Below are 19,051 nucleotides of genomic sequence, written 5' to 3' on the forward strand. Positions count from 1 at the left end.
GGATTGAGAGCGATTTTTCTTCCGCCGGGGCTGCCGTATCCTTTCTCTCGCTTTCCTTTTGTCAATCGTTGAAGCCCGGCGTATTTTCCCGGACCGATAGTTTTTCCGGCCTTTTTGCGTCCGGTAGCGGGAACGCGATTTGCGCGCATCTTTCCGTAAGCGCTTGACGCGTTTTTTATACCTTTTTTCTATATGCGCGTAATGGTTTCTCTTGTGCATGCGTGCGCGGTACCGCCTGACTTTCGGGTGGACCCGGTGGATCCATCGATCGGGAAGCCGGTGCCTGGGAGCCTGCAGGAAAGCGAACGTTAGTCCATCCAGCCAAATTTGCACCGAATAGTAGGGTGAATGATAATCGTTGTAGACAAACCGGTGCCGGTGATACCAGCTGCGGCCCCGCAGGCGAATTAACAAGTCACGATCCCTGTAGCCGTCACGGTAGCCGGCTTCATAGATATCGATATCGCGGACCAGCTCATAAAACCGGTAGTCGTTATAATAGGCGTCATTGACCCCGTCCATATACCCTTTCAGGTAGGCGGATTGGTAAGAGTCCCGGTAATAATTAGGTGCATTGCCCAGATTAAGCTGAAAATGGACAAAGGGTTTAAACGATTGATAGCCTAATTCTATATACGTGGATTGAGCATCCGTCGGAACGCTGAACAATCCTACCATTAGTGTCGTAACAAATAGCCTTCTAATCATAACAACCTCCTGGTTAGGTCTGGTTAAACGATGTTGTTTATTGATATCAACTATTTGCCGGCTCGCCAATAGCATGATGATGTTAAATCTTCCGGATTCTTATATTTAGCTTGGCTGCCCTGAAACACCGGCCAGCTGAACTTTTTGGAATTGACAAACCCTCCCGGGAGCCTGAGCGATGCGTTACACCGTTATGCATGCAGGGGAGTTGCGGTGTAGATGTGGGAAATTAGGCTTAAACGGCGTTTGATGGGGATGGCAACCGCCTTCCTGTCCCGGTAATCTTATTTAGCTACAAGAGATGAGTATTAAACTCCCTCTTTTCAACTACGTTTGGGATAATTGATTTAAAAGAGTGCACATCGTTTTGAAGTGTTGTAAAGATAAGAATTAACAAGTATACTTAATTCAGTTGCGCGCAGGACGTACAAATAAAATGGCCTCTTTTTATGAATAAGCTAAAATACAGGAGATCCCCTTTATGGTAACAACATCAAAGTTAATGAATAGCTTGCTGCTGGCATCCGTCTGCGGGATATTCTTTCTTGCCGGATATGCAGACGGGAACAGCGACAGGAAATTCTGGTCACCCTACGAGGATTTGAACTGGAGTGAAATCGGTCATTATGATTCCGAGTTTCATACCCATCCGAATATGGGAGACTATGGAGGTCATGACCCTCACCAGACCGTAGACCGGTACCATGAGGAAGGATATAAGATTCTGACACTGGCGGAACACAGCAGTCATATTCCTCACGACCATATGAATACGATCTATCCATGGACCGAGCTTTCCCAGATTTATGAGAGAATCAAGGATGTCACCCACGAAGGGGCAGATGGTCAGACCTACGCAGAAATCCACAACGAGCCGTGGGAGGATCGCGACCCCGTAGAACTGGGCATGGTATCGGTGGAGGGAAATGAGCTTTCCGGTCATCATCACACGATTAGTGTGTTCAATCTGTGGTCGGGGCATGTCGATGATGAATTGGACTCATTCGATAAAATCGAAGAACTCGGAGGATTCGCATACTTTGCCCACCCGGGCCGGTATGTTGAACGACTGGGATTAACCGCTCACTGGTATGTCGATCTGTATTTAAGGTATGATATCCTGATCGGGCAGTCTGTTTACAACAGAGAGGATAACCACCCGGGAGACCGGGCTTTTTATGATAAGATCCAGCACATACTGGGCGGAGCTGAACGGCCTATCTGGTTGTACGGCGAAGATGATATGCATACCGAACGTACATTGGGCTGGAATCGTGATGTGATATTACTGGAAAATTTCAGACCGGGTTCCCTTCATCCCGATATCCAGGACGGATCGGCACCGGATGTCATGAAGGCACTGCAAAACGGATATTCCTACCTCTGGAAGCCCTCCGAGCAATACAATAAAAGAGCATTCAATATCACTGATGTGGAGGTGGAAGATCACAGGGTGACACTGACGGTGGACAATGACGATCTGGTGAACGAAATCAGGTGGAGGACACATAACCCGGATACCGACGATACGGAAACCGTGCACCGTGGGTTTTCCATTTCGGAGTCAGATGTGCCTGACAACAGCTTGTTTGTCAGGGCTGAAATAGAAGGAAGTGAGGGGACGATTTATACCCAACCATTTTATCTGACGTCTGAATAATACCCTGCCCATGCAGTCCAAGAGCGCTTTGCAAAACCGTTCTTTTGACAAACCTCTGCATGTTCACAAATTTAAAATCCATGTCTTAGATGTTGTGGTTTTGAATTCACTCAGGGGTTGATATTTCCCGATGCTTCGGGACTGGTTTTTCAAAGAGCCCTCCAAGTAAATACGGACAGCGAGTCAGCCATATCGACCTGTTGAGTTTTTATTGCTTTACCGCATTGGTTGGTATGGATTGTAGCTACCAGCCGATCTTTTGGTACACATTATTTCAAGGTTCAATGATCTATGAAAAAGTTTATGGTATTTTCAAGCCCTTTGACCATGATGTGCCCGAGATCAATATCCCAGTCCATACCTCTCATACCGGATATTATATTCAGTATGCTTTTTAAACCTTCGGTAACCGGTTAGCTGGTGGGTGTAGATTTAAAATAAGTATGATAAAAATCCATCTCTCTGCCTATAATCTCTCTGCCTACAATTAGAATAATTAAAGAGATTACTTATAAAACCGTACTAAAATCAGGGTGCATTCTAAATCAGTACGGTTAATTAGTAAGCAAATTGCCCTTGTTCGTTTGTATTTACCACATTGATACACTACTCTAACTCAGGGACATCTACTACCAACTATAAAGCTAAAGTAAGGCAGAAGTAATAGAATTTGTAATCAATAAAGACACAAAATTATGAATAGACGAGATGCACTTAAGAATATGGGAATGGGATTCTCGGCAGGGGCAATAGGACAATTTTCTTTGGGAAATGACCCCTGGAAAAAACAGCAACAAAAAAAATTTGCACAAGCAACTAATGGATTGCCTCCATTGAAGATTACTAACGTTGCAGGAATTGCAACAGCTCCTCACGGTATTGAGTTAATTGTTGTGAAGGTAGAAACCGATGAGCCAGATTTATATGGGGTTGGGTGTGCTACTTTTCGTCAACGAGCCAAACCGGTTTTATCAGCTGTTAATGATTATTTAGCTGATTTTTGTGTAGGAATGAATGCCAATAATATTGAAGATATATGGCAAATGACCTATCAAAATTCCTATTGGCGTAATGGACCCGTGCTAAATAATGCTTTAAGCGGCCTTGACCAGGCCCTTTGGGATATCAAAGGTAAGCGAGCTAACATGCCTGTGTATGAGTTGCTTGGAGGGAAAAACCGTTTTGCTGTTGATACGTATACCCATTGTGGAGATGGGACAATTGAGGAAGTTATAGAAAACGTGCAGGAGGCTGTGGAAGAAGGTTTTAGGCACTGCCGGATACAACTTGGGGGGTATGGATCTACCGCCATCTCCGGGGAGCCTGATTTTAAAGAGGCTGGGTTTGGTATGGAGCGCGACCGCTATATGGATACTCATACATATCTTCAGGGCACTCGTGAGTTATTTGAGAAAGTGCGAGCGGCATGTGGAGATCGTATAGAACTATGTCATGATATCCATGAAAGAATTCAGCCGCGAGATGCAATTCAACTTTGTCAAGATCTGGAACAATACCGGCCTTTTTTTATTGAAGATCCTGTTTCACCAGAAAATAACGATTGGCTGAGACAGTTGAGGGAAAAGACCTCAGTACCAATTGCAATGGGGGAACTCTATAACAATCCTCATGAATGGCTGGAACCGATAACAAACCGTTGGATTGATTTTATACGTATTCATATTTCACAAATAGGGGGAATCACACCAGCGATGAAGGTAGCCCGGTTAGGAGAATGGTTCAATGTTCGAACAGCTTGGCATGGCCCTGGTGATGTATCACCAATTGGTCATGCAGCCAATGCGCATATTGATTTGGCGGTGTGGAACTTTGGTATTCAGGAGGCTCCGAATATGAGTGATCGTTTGAGATCAATTTTCCCTGGAGCACCCAAGATTGAGGAGGGTTATGTAAAGATAAATGAAGCTCCGGGTATAGGGGTTGATTTTAATGAGGAGGAAGCAGCCAAATTTCCCATACCCGACGAACAACTAAATACTTGGACACAAGTTCGCGCACTTGATGGAACTCCCATACGTCCCTAGTATGAGCTTATATACCATTGGATTTAGAAATGTGATCTTCATTCCAGCAGAGTTACCAGCGGGAAAACATCAGTGAACCAGCCTCTGAGCTAGGTTTAAGTCCACTCTAATTAACAAAATGGAGAGTAGCCTACAATGCAGGTTCATCCAGTAGTTTTTCCGTAAAGGGTGTTTTGAGAGGCTTACGCCCGAACAAGCCGAACTACAGCAAATTAAAGCAGAGAATGGCTTTTTTAGATTATTTTATTGTCAGATTGTATAGGACGTTTACCTTTTTCAGCTTTGGAAAGTCTGATATCGGCTTGTGCAGGTTTTTTTCTGCAAAAGTTACTCAGCCATAGCTGGTTGATGTATCTTCTTCGGAGGATTCCCCGAAGAAAAATTTCCATTCTTCTTTAACTTTTTCGAGTTGATCCATCTTCAGTAAATCTTTCAGCTGACTTTTTACTTCCGTTTCCTTATTCTTTCCTTCAGAGGTCATGGCAATGATGGTTTGGTTTGGGTTTTGATGATTCAATCAAACCTATCCATGGCCTTTCTTTTTTTTCCAATTCCTTACCTACTTTTGCAGAAACTAACTTACACAGCGTAAAACGATAATACGTTGAACTACAGCATATTACCATGATATTTAAATTGTCATTAGCTATCAATTACCATAACGTTTTATAACGAAAAATACTTCTATAGAGGTGTAAACACACTATCAAGTTTTGAAACCCATTGTTATTTGAAGTTCCCCTAAATATTTTTTAAGCTCAAAAAAGAGAAGATTACAAGTAAGGGTTCTTTTCTTTAGTATTTTCCTGAGAGGCCAATTTATGGCAACTTTTGAGAAACTAAACAACAAAAGAGAGCGTATTCGATCCGGCATAAAAGCCGATGACGATGCTGAGGGGAAACAAACATCTGAAGACGGGGGGAGAGCGTCAGTAAATAAAAATACTGGTGGTATATCAGACTCGAATACGCAAAACCTTCCAAGTATTTCAGCCCCTAAATTATCTTTACCTAAAGGGGGTGGATCGATCAGGAGCATTGATGAGAAATTCTCCATAAACCGGGCAACAGGTACCGCTTCATTGAAAATTCCTATATATACGACTTCCGGTCGGGATGACTTCCATCCCAAGCTCTCCTTATCGTATGACTCTGGCGCGGGTAACGGGCCGTTTGGAATCGGATGGTCGCTTTCAGTTCCATCTATAAAACGAAAAACCGCAAAAGGATTGCCCCGGTATCGAGACGGGGATGAGTCTGATACCTTTATCATGTCCGGCGCGGAAGATCTGGTTCCACTGCTTGTAGAAAAGACGGAAGGCTGGAAGCGTAAAATTCTCACTAAAAGTGAGAATGGAGAACATTTCAAGATATACCGGTACAGACCGCGGACGGAGGGCTCGTTTTCTCGAATTGAGCGATGGGTAAATAAAAAGAGCGGAGAGATACACTGGCGGACTACGTCAAAAAATAATAGGACGAGTATCTACGGTCGATCTCCTGAATCCTGTATTGTCGATCCGAAGGACCCAAAACGCGTGTTCGAATGGCTAATCGAGGAAACACGTGATCCCAAAGGGAATGTCATCCGGTATGAATATAAACAGGAAGATGGCCGGGGTGTTACACCGAACGTATGGGAACAGCATCGCCTTGATAATGGTTCTTTTGCCCAGCTCTATCCTAAACGTATCACGTACGGGAATACGGTATCTCATTTCGAAGAAAACTGGGAAGATAACAACCGATGGCTTTTTGAAGTCGTATTTGATTATGGGGAACACAGCACAGCTGACCAAGACATTCCCCAATACCAGAAAACAAAAGAATGGGAGGTACGATCAGATCCGTTTTCAACTTATAAACCCGGTTTCGAGGTTAGAACCTATCGCCTCTGCAAGCGGGTGCTTATGTTCCACCGTTTTGATGAACTGGAAAATACTCCTTCGCTTGTCAGGGCCACTTGTTTTGGTTATGAGGAAACTTTTGCGCTTACACAAATGACCGATATTTGGCAGACGGGTTATAGGTACGACGAAGATGATGAAGAGTTCAAAAGCAAGTCACTGCCCAGCTTCGAGTTTTCTTATTCACAACCTGAGGTTGGCAAGTCCTTTGAATACCTGGAAGAGGAAAGTATAGAAAATTTACCAATTGGGATCGACGGGAAGAGTTACCAATGGACGGATTTGGATGGTGAAGGGCTTTCCGGCATACTTACTGAGAAGGGCGGTGGATGGTTTTACAAACGTAACTTAGGAGGTAATCGGAAAGCCAAATCCGATTCAGATAGTGATGGCAAATCCCGAGGCTATTTTGCCCCTTCTAAGCGAGTGGATCCTATCCCCTCGAATTCGCAACCTGGAGGTAAGGGACAGCGACTGATGGACCTGGAGGGTGACGGACAGCTTGACCTGGTTAAATTGGATAACGGTTCACCGGGGATCTATGAACGAACGCAGGATGGCGGCTGGAAGTCGTTTAAACCATTTACCTCTATTCCGAATGTGGACTGGGAACATCCCAATCTCCGGTTTATTGATCTCACGGGTGACGGTAAATCGGATCTGCTTGTCACTGAAGATACGGTCTTCACTTTTTACCAGTCAAAAGGTGAAGAGGGGTATGGATCTGCCGAACAGGTTACAAAAGCCCTTGATGAGGAACAGGGACCAACACTCATTTTTAATGACGCGACACAGTCCATTTTCCTGGCCGATATGTCCGGAGACGGCTTGACCGATCTCGTACGAATAAGAAACGGAGAGATCGTCTACTGGCCTAACCTGGGATATGCGAAGTTCGGCGCCAAGATCACCATGGGGAACGCCCCTGATTTTGCACGGCCTGACTTGTTTACACATCGACGGATTAAATTGGGAGATGTTGATGGTTCAGGGACGACCGATGTATTTTATATTGGAGATGAAAAAGTTTCCTTCTGGTTCAATCAAGCCGGGAATAGCTGGAGCGACCGGCAGGAGATTGAATCATTCCCCACCGTCGATGATGATGCAAACGTACAAGTGATGGACCTGCTTGGCAAAGGGACCTCCTGCCTGGTGTGGTCATCTCCTCTTAGCCGGCATTCCAATCAACCTATGGGATATGTTGATTTGATGGATCAGGGCAAGCCTCACCTGCTCACTTCCATAAACAATGGAATGGGCCTGGAACGAAACATCCACTATGCCCCTTCGACAAAATTCTACCTGGAGGATCGTGAAAAAGGGAATCCCTGGAAAACCAGACTCCCATTTCCTGTTCATGTTGTTGAACGCACTGAAGCTCATGAACAAATAACTGATACCAAATACGTAACGAATTATAAATACCATCACGGATACTTCGACGGCAAGGAGCGGGAATTTCACGGGTTCGGCCTTGTAGAATCGTGGGATACCGATAAGTTCACCGAATTCGAAGATCAGGGATCTTCCGGTGCTTCGGGCAATATGGATGAAGCTCATCATCGCCCTCCCGTCTATACAAAAACCTGGTACCATATGGGAGCATTTCGTATTCGGGAGGCGATAGCACGCCAATTCGAAGACGAGTATTACGACGGGGATCCCGATGCGGTATTCCTGCCCGATACCTCGCTCCCGGAGGATCTTAGCACCGAGGAACAGAGACAAGCATGCCGGGCACTTAAAGGGCATTTGCTCCGAAAGGAGATCTATGCTGAAGATGGATCGGCGGAGGATAAGCATCCATACAGAGTGGTTGAAAATGCATATAAGATCAAAATATTACAGCCGACGGGGAAAAATCGGTTTGCAGTTTTCTATCCTTTCAGAAGTGAGAAGCTCAACTACGAATATGAACGAAATCCGAAAGATCCCCGGCTTAGCCACAAACTGACCCTGGAAGTGGATAATTTCGGGAATGTCAACAAATCTGCAATCGTTACCTACTCTCGACGACAGGCAAATGGATCCTCCACATCTCCCAAACCTGAGCAGCAAGAGCGGCAGATCCGGTATATCGAACAGGACTATATCAACAAATCGAATGAGGTTGATTTTTACCGGGCAGGGCTTCACTCAGAGAGCAAAAAGTATGAAGTGACAGGGATGCCGGATCCTTCAGGTGACATATACTCTCTGGAAGAACTGCGAACGAATATTCAGAATGCCTCGAAAATCGATTTTGAGGTTGACCCAAGCGACGGAACGTTGCAGAAGCGATTAATTGAACACCAGCGAATTCTCTATTACAAAGACGATCTGTCCGGGCCGTTACCGTTGGGAGATGTCGAATCTCGGGCGCTTCCTTATGAGACTTATAGGTTGGTTTTTACGCCGGGAATAATTTCGAAAATTTATGGAACCCGGGTCAATGCGAGTCTCCTGAAAAAAGCCGGTTATACCAAGTCGGACGGGAAGTGGTGGATACCCTCAGGACATCAGGAATTTGATCCCTCCAAATTTTATTGGCCGGTCAAGTTTACCGATCCATTTGGAAATACGTATCAGTCGCAATACGATAAATATTCACTTCTGCTGGAAAAGACCATCTCGCCGCCCCCCGCCCAAAATACAACCGGAAACGAAATGAAGGCTATTAATAACTACCGGGTTATGCGGGTACAGGAGATTGTCGACGTCAATGACAACCGTTCGGCGGTACGTTTCGATGCGCTCGGCATGATAACGGCCACAGCAAAGATGGATAAAGATGCATCCGAGGGTGATTCGCTGCAAGGATTCCGGTTTAATGAACCATCAGACCTGGATGAGGCTGTTCAACATCCCCAAAAATATCTTCAGAGTGCCACTTCTCGTAGGTTGGTAGATCTGCATCGATTCAAAAACGGAGAAGGGCCGGTTTGTACTCATACAATCAGCCGCGAAACACATATCGTTGAATTATCTGAAAATGAAATCACCGCCGTTCAGCAGAATATAACCTATTTAGATGGTCTGGAGCGAGAGGCTATGACTAAAAAACAGGCAGAGCCGGGAAGCGCTCATACAATCAACGACCAGGGTGATCTGATTACCGTTGATACAACCCCGGATATCCGTTGGGTTGGCAGTGGGCGAAATGTATACGATAACAAAGGAAATCCTGTAAAAAAATACGAGCCCTTCTTCAGCGTTACACATAATTACGAAAATGAAGACAAGCTGGTGGAATGGGGCGTTACCCCCATCTTGCATTACGATCCCTTGGGCCGGCGAATTCGCACGGAGTCTCCAAACGGAACATTTAGCAAAAAAGAGCTCGATTCTTGGAAGAAGATAGTGTGGGATACCAGTGATACGGTTAAGGAGAGCGATTGGTGGCAGGAACGACAAGATCCATCGGCAGATGCATCCGAGAGTAGGGCTGCCGACTTGGCCGCTGAACATGCTAATACCCCCAAAGCGAAGCATTTAGATGCACTGGGACGCACATTTCTAAGCATTGCGGATAATGGCCCGGAGGGGAAATATTCAACTCATACCGAACTGGATGCGAAAGGTAATCCACTTGTTGTAACTGATGCTGAAGGACAGGAAGTGATGAAACATCGTTACGATCTGGCCGGCCGAAAAATTTACAGAAAGAGCATGGATTCGGGAGAGCGCCGATTGCTGCCTGAAGTAGATGACAATCCATTTCGGCGGTGGGATGCACAGAGTCGGCAAATTGAAATAACCTATGATGCTTTGCGCCGGCCTACCCGTACAAAGGTAGAGGATAGTAGTGGGAATGAGCGAACGGTTGAAGAAAAAATTTATGGGGAAGCCCAACCGAATCCCAAAGAAAAGAATTTACGAGATCAAGTTTACAAACATCGTGATGGTGCCGGGATAACGATAACAGAACGGTATGATTTTAAAGGAAATGCTGTAAAGAACAGTCGCACACTCACCAAAAAGAGTAATCTCTTGATTGATTGGTCAGATAGACCCGAATTAGAGAACAAACAATATGTCGTTGAAACGTTCTTCGATGCATTGGATAGACCGATTGCACAGCATATGCCGGATGGCAGTGTAATTGAACCAGGTTACAACGAAGCGGGAGTACTTGAGCAGATTGATTGCCGATTACGGGGAGAATCCGCAAGCACTACTTTTGTACGAAATATCGACTATAATGCAAAAGGCCAGCGGACCCGGATTCAATACAACAACGGTGTGAGCACAAAGTATACGTATGATGATCAAACCTTCCGGTTGATTAACCTATTAACAACCCGGTCTTCTGATGGCAAAGAACTTCAAAACCTCCATTTCACGTACGATCCTGTCGGAAATATTACGGAGATTGCAAACCATGCGGAACAGGACACCTACTTCCAAAACAGTGTGGTTTCGCCTGATAGAAAATATGAATACGATGCGTTGTATAGGCTCACAAAGGAAGAAGGACGGGAATTGGCCCGTTCACTAAATGCTGCTCAACCGGCCGATGAAGATCTGCCTCCCAAAAATTTACCTCATTCCAACAACACACAAGCCCTGCACCGCTATGAGGAAAGCTATTCCTATGATAAGGTGGGTAATTTGCTTACTATGGCTCACAAAGTGCTGGGTGGAGCGGATCCGCAGCTGAACTGGAAGCGCCACTACCAGTACGAGCAGGGTAACAATCGATTGCGATCCACCAGCTTGCCGGGAGATACAAGAAGACCTGAAGATAATGCCGGTGGTACCTACTCGGCAGTATATACTCATGATTCTTACGGTAATATGACTTCCATGCCTCATCTGAATCGGCTTGAGTGGAACTATGAAGATCAACTGAGGAAAGTGGATCTTGGAGGCGGGGGGAAAGTACATTTTTCGTATGGGAGCGGTGGACAACGAGTACGAAAGGTGCACGATCATAACGGTATTACAGAAGAGCGAATTTATCTGGATGGCTTTGAAATATACCGCCGTTTTGAAAATGGCTCTTTAAAGCGGCGCCGTGAATCCCTGCACATCATGGATGATAAAAAGCGTGTCGCCCTGGTTGAAACAAAAACCCACGATAACGGGAGCCCGATAGAGAACCCCAATTCATTGCAACGCTATCAGCTTGGTAATCACCTGGAAACAGTGAGTCTGGAAGTAGATGAGGCAGGCAATATCATTACGTATGAAGAATATTTTCCTTTTGGCGGGACTTCCTATCGTGCCGGACGCAGTACAACCGAAGTCAGTCTCAAACGATATCGTTACACGGGCAAGGAACACGACGAGTCGACCGGTCTCTATTATCATGGTGCCCGGTATTATGCGGCTTGGCTGGGTAGATGGACATCTGCAGATCCGATTGGTCTAAAAGGTGGCATAAATAGCTATGGTTATGTTCGTAATAATCCTGTTCGTAGAACTGATCCCTCCGGAACTCAAGACGAAGATGAAATTCAAGGTGGGTTTGGAATAACATTAGATACAGGAGGTAATGTTAGTCTAGGACCTTTAGATGCCTCATCCGAGTGTGATTCCATGAATCCGGCTTGTGGTCCGCTCATTCAAATGGATTCAACACCAGAGGATGAGTTGCAGATAGAAAGCTATTTGATTTTTGGAGATCCTGGTTCAAAATCAGAATCTGATCAACAAATGGGAACCAGTGGGGAAGTTAGTAGCCAAAATCCAACACCTGAACCAAGTAGAAGTGAATCTCAGAAAGAGGAAGAAGAGCGTCCCTGGGGTTCTTATTTACCGGGAACAGAAGCTGGCGAAGAGGCTGCTCAATATTATGCTGATCTTGTAGTCGAGGGTGGAAAGCAAGGTGGATTTACTGGATTTTTAAAACAGACCGCGGGATGGACTGGCGGCTTATTTGCAAGTTTATGGACCCCTGAAACCGCTATCGATACTGCCTTAACATTAGGCACTGCAGGAATAGGTACTGGCGTAAATGTCGGAGCTAGAGCTTCACAGTCTGCTGCATTTGGTTTAAGGGGGTTTTTTATAGGACGTTCATCATACCAAGCTACCAGATCCGCTTATTGGGGTGCCCGAGCTGGGGGTGCAGAGGGAGCAGGAGCTACTTTACACCATTGGCTTATTCCTCAAAGATTAGCTGCCTCAAGAGGTGGGTTTGTACCTGACAGAGTTGTAAATGCAGGGTGGAACTTGCTTGAGTTGCCAAATATGACTGGCTTAGTTCATCGATCTTTAGGATTAAATCAATATATGGGTTTTGCAATGAATTGGGGGCCTAGAAATATTTTTTGGAGAGGTGGTATTCCCAAACTGCACCACTTTTCTCAGCATCAACTTAAAGCCTACTTTTTAGAACAGGGTTTACGTGGTGGAATACTTAGTTCGCCATTCTTGGGATTCGGAATTGGAGGTTATGCAGGTACTGAAACAGATGATTAAAACAAACTATTTTTAGAATCTAAATTGAATTGACTATCGAATAGTTGTAATAAGAATTTTAACTCTATCGTAACACTTGAGAGGACTTCGTTATGAAATCCATTAGTTTTCCCCTTCGACTGAACCTGGAAAATGATAACGTGGGAACCCTTCAGGAGGCGCTCGATGACTTGGGATATGATATTGACACTAAAGAGCGATCCCAAATGAAGTTCGGCACCTCAACCCGGAAGGCCGTACGCGAGTTTCAGAAAAAAGAGGGATTGGAAGTTACCGGCGACGTGGAGAATAAGACGGCTCACAGGCTGAACCAAAAACTCTCCAATCGTATTTCGGAGGCCGGGGAGAAATATCGTGTGCGCGGATCAGTTCGCGACGAGAACTGGGAGGGCATGTCGAACGTGCGAGTCCAACTGTTGCAGAAGACATTCGACGGGGAACACCTTCTTATCGAGCGGACTACCTTCAAAAACGGATTTTATGATGCGATCTATCGAACGACCGACCTTGTACAGGCCAGGCCGAAAGGTGAGGCGAATAAAGGAGATGAAACATTGTCGGTCCGGCTGGAAGTACGTGTGGTCGACGATAATGGAGAAAACCTGTTTCCACCGAAGCGGATTATGGGCCCGCATAAAGTTGAATGGCTGAACTTTACGGCAGGCAAGCAGCCCTATATGGGTGAATCCACCTACGTCACCCAGATGAAAGCCGTCAAGCCTGTTCTGTCGGGACGTTTGCTGGCAAATTTGGTGGAGACAGAAGAAAAGAACCAGCTGACCGTTCTGGCGACGGAGTCGGGACTAAAGGTGGACCAGGTTATGCGGCTGGTACTTGCCCATCGTTTAACCGCTGAAACGGAGATCGCTCCTGAGGTTTTCTATGCTTTGCTCGCACAACGGCTGCCGGCCGGTTTGCCGGAACATCTGCTTTCTGCCACACAAAATTTTGAACGGATCGATGCACTGGTTGAAAACACTATCGATGGTATTGCTCTGATGTCTTCCCGGCTACGTGAAAGGGCGGTTGAACAGGCCATAAAGACTAATCTTATTCCACGGGATGCGCAGCAAAAGTTGGATAAATGGACCGAAGAATTAGCAGCTTTGACCCGCACGAGTACCTTAGACCAACCGATGGGACGTGGAACGACTACGATGCGTGACATTCTTGACGAGACGAAACTAAATTCCGACAAATACGAGCCGGTGGCGGCTCTGTATCTGGATTATGGAGGATTCGGAACAGCATTCTGGAAAGAGGTTAAGGAAAATGACGTTTTTGAATCGGATTCTTTGCAGGACCTGCAACGGACGCTGCAATTGGGATTTGTAGCACGAAATCACCTGCCGATGGTCCGCGTACTAAAAGACCGGATGGAAACGGATGCCCCATTCAACGAGCCTCGGGAGCTGGCGTGGATGGATCTCGAGGGATGGAAAGAGGAAGTGCAATCGGCCGGTGAAGAGGCTGTACCGGAGGCTATAGACGCGGAAAATACCGAGCAGCGCATGGAACTTTTCGCCCGTGAACTTCAGCAGCGGACCGAACTCTCCTTTCCCACTGAGGCACTGACTGCCCGTGTCGGGCGAAGCGACAATGGTGTTGTTCGTCACAAGGAGGAGTTAACCCGGTTCGTGCGGGAAAATCCAGACTTCGACTTAACCAAAGAGCACGTGGAGGGATACCTGCACAACCGAAACGGATGGGAAAATAACTTTGAAAAACCCGATCAGGCACTCGAAGATATGAAACGACTGCAGCGGACACTGCAAATTGAGCCGGTTCCCCGGATTGCCGGAAGTCTTTTGGAGTCGGGTATTCATTCAGCCTCGCAGATATACCATATGGGCAAGGAACATTTTATAGGGAATTACAGCGGAACTGAAAACTTAACCGAAACCGAAGCAGAACGAGTCTTCAAACGGGCTCGACATACCTACGCCCGCACTATAAAACGAATTGTGGAATTTGATCCTCGTTTCAACCGGGATGCTCCGCGAGCGGTCGGAAAGAATCACCTGGACGATTCGGAAGAAGTTGAGGAACAGCTTCCCACGTTAGAATCGCTCTTCGGTTCACTCGATTTCTGCAACTGTTCGCATTGCCAGTCAATCCTGAGTCCGGCGGCATACTACGTCGACTTATTGCGATTTCTGGCTCAGTCGAACGGGTCGTCAGATTCCAAGTCACCGGTAGAAGTACTGCTCGAGCGTCGGCCTGATTTGGAGCGGATAAAACTGGATTGTAAAAATACCAACACGGCATTGCCATATATTGATTTAACTTGTGAAATCCTTGAACGGGCTGTTGCGCCACCTGAGGAGGGCGACGAAGTTTACTATCAAACAAATTGGTCATCAGACGAACTGCGTGCACAACCCGAACATATACGTTCGGAAGCTTACAAGGTGCTTCGAAATGCCCGGGCTCCCTTGTCAATGCCTTTTGATCTATGGACTCTCCAGGCCCGAACGTATCTCGATCACCTTGGCGTTTCGAGACGTGAGTTAATGCGAGCCTTTCGACCGCGTGAAGGCTGGAAGCCGCAGTCATCCCCTCCGGAATTCCAAATAGGACTTCCATATCTTGAAGCCGAATCGTTTGGTATTTCGGCCGCTGAACTTGAAATAATTGTGAAAAAGAAAGCTTCTACAGCCGCACAGAAAAAGTTTTGGGAAAGTGATGACCCAACAACGGAGCTGCTAAATATGGAAGCTTTTCTGGATACGGCCCGGTTATCATATGATGAGGGCGTTCGGCTGTTGCAGTCCCGCTTCGTTAACCCGGTTAATGACTCTGGTAACCGTATAGTTATAGAACGTCCGGTAAAAGACTGCGCCGTTAGTGCCCAGCAACTGAACAGACTAAATGTAGGTCTGCTGGATCGGGTCAACCGCTTTCTCCGTATCTGGCGAAAAACCGACTGGTCGATGTATGAGCTGGATCTGCTACTCAGGCACCAATCAGTAGGAAAAGGTAAGCTGAATAGCGATACAATTCGCCAGCTCTGGAACATCAAAAAACTCCAGGAGGCACTTGACCTTGGTGTGGAGGAAACTCTGGCCCTTTTTGGAGACCTCAATACGGACGCGCTTCCTTCAATCGTGGAGTCCGGACCGATTGTACCCGATCCGGTATACCAGCGACTCTTTTTGAATCAAACTGTTCAGGATCCGATCGCTGATGCATTCGAAGTTGCCAATATAACGTCAAGTGGTGGCAGCGAGTCAATTAAAGATCATCGATCTGCGATTTCTGCCGCTTTCGGCCTGTCGGAAGAAGAGGTAAAACACCTATCTGCAAAAACGGACGGGAGCCTTACGCTATCTAATCTCAGTAAAATTTTCCGCTATGGTGTTACTGCACAGGGACTCGGAATTCCGGTGGACCGGTTGCTGCTCTTGATTGATCTCGCTGAAATCAATGCTCCATTCGCTTCCCCGGAAGACGTTCGCGAGCTAATAAGCATATATAAACTCGTCGATCAAAGTCCTCTAACCCTAAATCAACTTGCGGCTAATCTGCAATGGCGTCCAGATTCTCCTGATGCTTCAAGTGAAGCAATCCTTGCGGGAGAAGTTCAACAATTACATTCGTCTCTTGAACAGATTAGGAACGATCTGCTTCAAAGCAGTGAACCGCTTCAGGATATTTTGTCAAGGACACTGAGTTCGATCGGTACTTTCTCTGAGTCTTCAGTACTGGATACAACGCATCGAATTATTGACGGAACATGGGATCAACCCTCCGGTGATCCACACTTGACGGATTCGGAACGGAAAACGTTCATCCGCGATCATTTTGATCTGTTTTTGGATCCGGCTAAAGCAATTCAAGAGTTGGCAACGTTATCCGCCTCCAGTGCATCAGACCGGGAACAGAAGATTCGGGATCGTTATCTCTGGGTTCTGCAGCAATTGCACGCCCATCTCAGCGAGGATATAGTCATTGAACGAGTGGCCAATTGGCTTAATCTCTCTACCTCAACAACCGTGCTCTTGCTCCGGAACCTGTCATTGAATGGTCAGAATGGCACTTTGCTGGATATCCTTACCTCAACATCATTTGTGGAAGCGATCCCCAACGAAGATGCCGAGTTTCCCTTTAGCGCCGGGGATCTTCCGAACGTATTTGAGGCTCTACGACTTCTTAAAAAAACCGGTAAGCTGATACGTAATCGCTCTCTGAATAGCAAAGATGTTGACTGGCTGCTGACACACGGACCTGCCCTGGGCTTCTCAGACTTTAATACCTTGCCGGTTAAGTCTGGCCAATCGGCGGCTTCCTTTCAGAATTGGCAGCAGTTTGAGGAATTACTGCGTTTAAAGGATTCGATCTCCGAGAAAGGAGACACCTCCTTTTTTAAAGTGCTGGATCATGTACGCCACGGGAATTCGGTTTCCGATTTATTGGACGAAATGGCAGACTTAACAGGATGGGATCGCGATACATTACAAAGCATCCATGACGGACTGAACCTGCGGATATCCAAAGAATATAAAAAGCCTGCAACGTACCGTCGTATTCACACTTGTATAGAGCAGGTCGACCGGATTGGTGCAACGGCCGATTCGCTGTTCTCCTGGTCCCGGCCGGTTGTGACCGAACAAACAGCACAGCAGATTAAGCAGGCTGTGAAGTCTAAATACGACAAGGAACGATGGCTGTCGATAGCGTCTCCTCTCCAGGATACGATTCGAGATAAAAAACGTGCAGCGCTTGTTGATTATCTGATATCTCACCCGGCTCCCGCAGATCCCTCTGATCCGAATTCGGATCCAGCCTGGCAAGACGTTGAGGATCTGTATGCCTATTTTCTCATTGATGTGGAAATGACTTCTTGTCAGCTTACCTCGCGCATCAAACAGGCGATCAGTAGTGTTCATCTGTTCGTACAACGATGCCGCATGAATCTGGAACCCGATGTTGATCCTTTGCATAAAACTAACTGGGATAAATGGGAATGGATGAAGAACTACCGAGTGTGGGAGGCTAACCGGAAGGTATTTCTCTACCCTGAAAACTGGATCGAGCCAGAATTGCGACAGAAAAAATCTCCCTTTTTTGAGAGTCTGGAAGATCAGTTGCAACAGAATGAACTCACGGATGAAAATGCTGAAAAAGCATTTCGGGGTTATTTGGATAGGTTAGAAGACGTAGATCGACTCGAAGTAGTGGGAACGTGCGTCCAGGAGAAAGGCGATACCAGTACGCAACACGTTTTCGCCCGAACACTCGGAGAACCCCCAATTTACTATCATCGTCAATATGTCGATGGTACCAGTTGGTCTCCCTGGGAAAAAGTAGATCTGGATATCGAAACTGAACATCTGGTACCGGTACTATATCAGGATCGTCTTTACTTATTCTGGCTGACCTTCCGCGAACGTCCAAAAAAGGAACAAAAGACCGCACCTGCCGAAGCCTCAGGTTCATCGAGTCGCCCGGCGGGCAGTCGTCAATATCTGGAAATACAGTTGGCCTGGAGTGTCTTCCGCAACAGGAAATGGACCCCCAAACGTGTTTCTTCCAACAGGCTTATTCACCCCTGGCCCCGCCCGCGGTCGACTTATCACCTCAAACCACGCTGGAATAAAGCTTCCTCCCGTTTATACCTCGATATTTTTATCAGTACTTCAGAAACCTTTAATAATAACGCCGAAGAATATGTCGGAGTAACTGATAATAGCAATGGGTGGGTAAAGTTTACTACTAACGAACATGACCCCAGTAAACGGCCCTGGCACTCCTCTACATTCGTGTTTAATGGAGATGTTATTGACGTGCGGCTCAAAGAATTACATACAAATAACAAAAGGAATGGGTCGCTGCAGGAAGCCCGGAAGGAATATGGCGAAGAGGGAAGTATAGAACCTCTGCAATCCGTTCAACCTAATATTCGTTTGCCGGCTCATCAATATTTCCGAAACACCCACTTGGTGAATATTCCCGGACATGAATCTCTGACCGTATACACCCGGCGCCGTGGCAAAATGACCGATGTGGAGCTGTTGGATGATCCCGAGACTCCATATTCCGTGGTAATTAATCTTCGGGATGTACAACCCGATTTCATTGATCGCAGTTTCTTTTATCAAGATACCGAGCGGTCATACTTTGTTGAACCTCAGAAACTCTACCGGAGAGAAAATTATTTAACTCCGGATCGTACGTATCAGTATCATGCGTACAGGGTTCGCTACCGTTTTCGTCCCTTTTATCATCCTTATGTGGAAACCTTCAAACGGGCGTTAAACCGGGCCGGGATTGATGAGCTTCTGAAGCGAAAAATGCAGATCAAGCCGTACTCTGTTGGAGTT

The 19,051-nt window shown here is 46.3% G+C and carries 6 protein-coding genes; 4 read left to right on the forward strand and 2 right to left on the reverse strand.

The window, feature by feature from the left end:
* On the reverse strand, positions 1-708 hold a 708-nt coding region (locus tag ACESLU_RS03985), incomplete at its 3' end, for a hypothetical protein (RefSeq protein ID WP_372635460.1).
* 481 nt (positions 709-1,189) lie between these two features.
* Between ACESLU_RS03985 and ACESLU_RS03990 the strand changes: the two genes are divergently transcribed.
* Complete coding sequence (locus ACESLU_RS03990; protein ID WP_372635462.1) at positions 1,190-2,368, forward strand: hypothetical protein; 1,179 nt, start codon at positions 1,190-1,192, stop codon at positions 2,366-2,368.
* Positions 2,369-3,063: 695 nt separating this feature from the next.
* Positions 3,064-4,413, forward strand: coding sequence for an enolase C-terminal domain-like protein (locus tag ACESLU_RS03995; RefSeq protein WP_372635465.1), 1,350 nt, complete (start codon positions 3,064-3,066; stop codon positions 4,411-4,413).
* A 331-nt stretch (positions 4,414-4,744) separates the two neighbouring features.
* On the opposite strand, the gene ACESLU_RS04000 is transcribed toward ACESLU_RS03995, so the two are convergent.
* On the reverse strand, positions 4,745-4,894 hold the full coding sequence (locus ACESLU_RS04000; RefSeq protein ID WP_372635468.1) for a hypothetical protein: 150 nt from the start codon (positions 4,892-4,894) through the stop codon (positions 4,745-4,747).
* Positions 4,895-5,234: 340 nt separating this feature from the next.
* Here ACESLU_RS04000 and ACESLU_RS04005 point away from each other — a divergent pair, with 340 nt between their 5' ends.
* Positions 5,235-12,728, forward strand: coding sequence for a SpvB/TcaC N-terminal domain-containing protein (locus tag ACESLU_RS04005; RefSeq protein WP_372635471.1), 7,494 nt, complete (start codon positions 5,235-5,237; stop codon positions 12,726-12,728).
* A 92-nt stretch (positions 12,729-12,820) separates the two neighbouring features.
* On the forward strand, positions 12,821-19,051 hold a 6,231-nt coding region (locus ACESLU_RS04010; RefSeq protein WP_372635474.1), incomplete at its 3' end, for a neuraminidase-like domain-containing protein.

It is taken from the genome of Fodinibius sp. (assembly GCF_041642155.1).
Taxonomy (GTDB): Bacteria; Bacteroidota; Rhodothermia; order Balneolales; family Balneolaceae; genus Fodinibius.

Excerpts from the sequence above, each read along its gene's own strand:
- ACESLU_RS04000 (WP_372635468.1), bottom strand. The coding sequence starts at position 4,894 with ATGACCTCTGAAGGAAAGAATAAGGAAACGGAAGTAAAAAGTCAGCTG.
- ACESLU_RS03995 (WP_372635465.1), top strand. The coding sequence starts at position 3,064 with ATGAATAGACGAGATGCACTTAAGAATATGGGAATGGGATTCTCGGCA.
- ACESLU_RS04005 (WP_372635471.1), top strand. The coding sequence starts at position 5,235 with ATGGCAACTTTTGAGAAACTAAACAACAAAAGAGAGCGTATTCGATCC.
- ACESLU_RS03990 (WP_372635462.1), top strand. The coding sequence starts at position 1,190 with ATGGTAACAACATCAAAGTTAATGAATAGCTTGCTGCTGGCATCCGTC.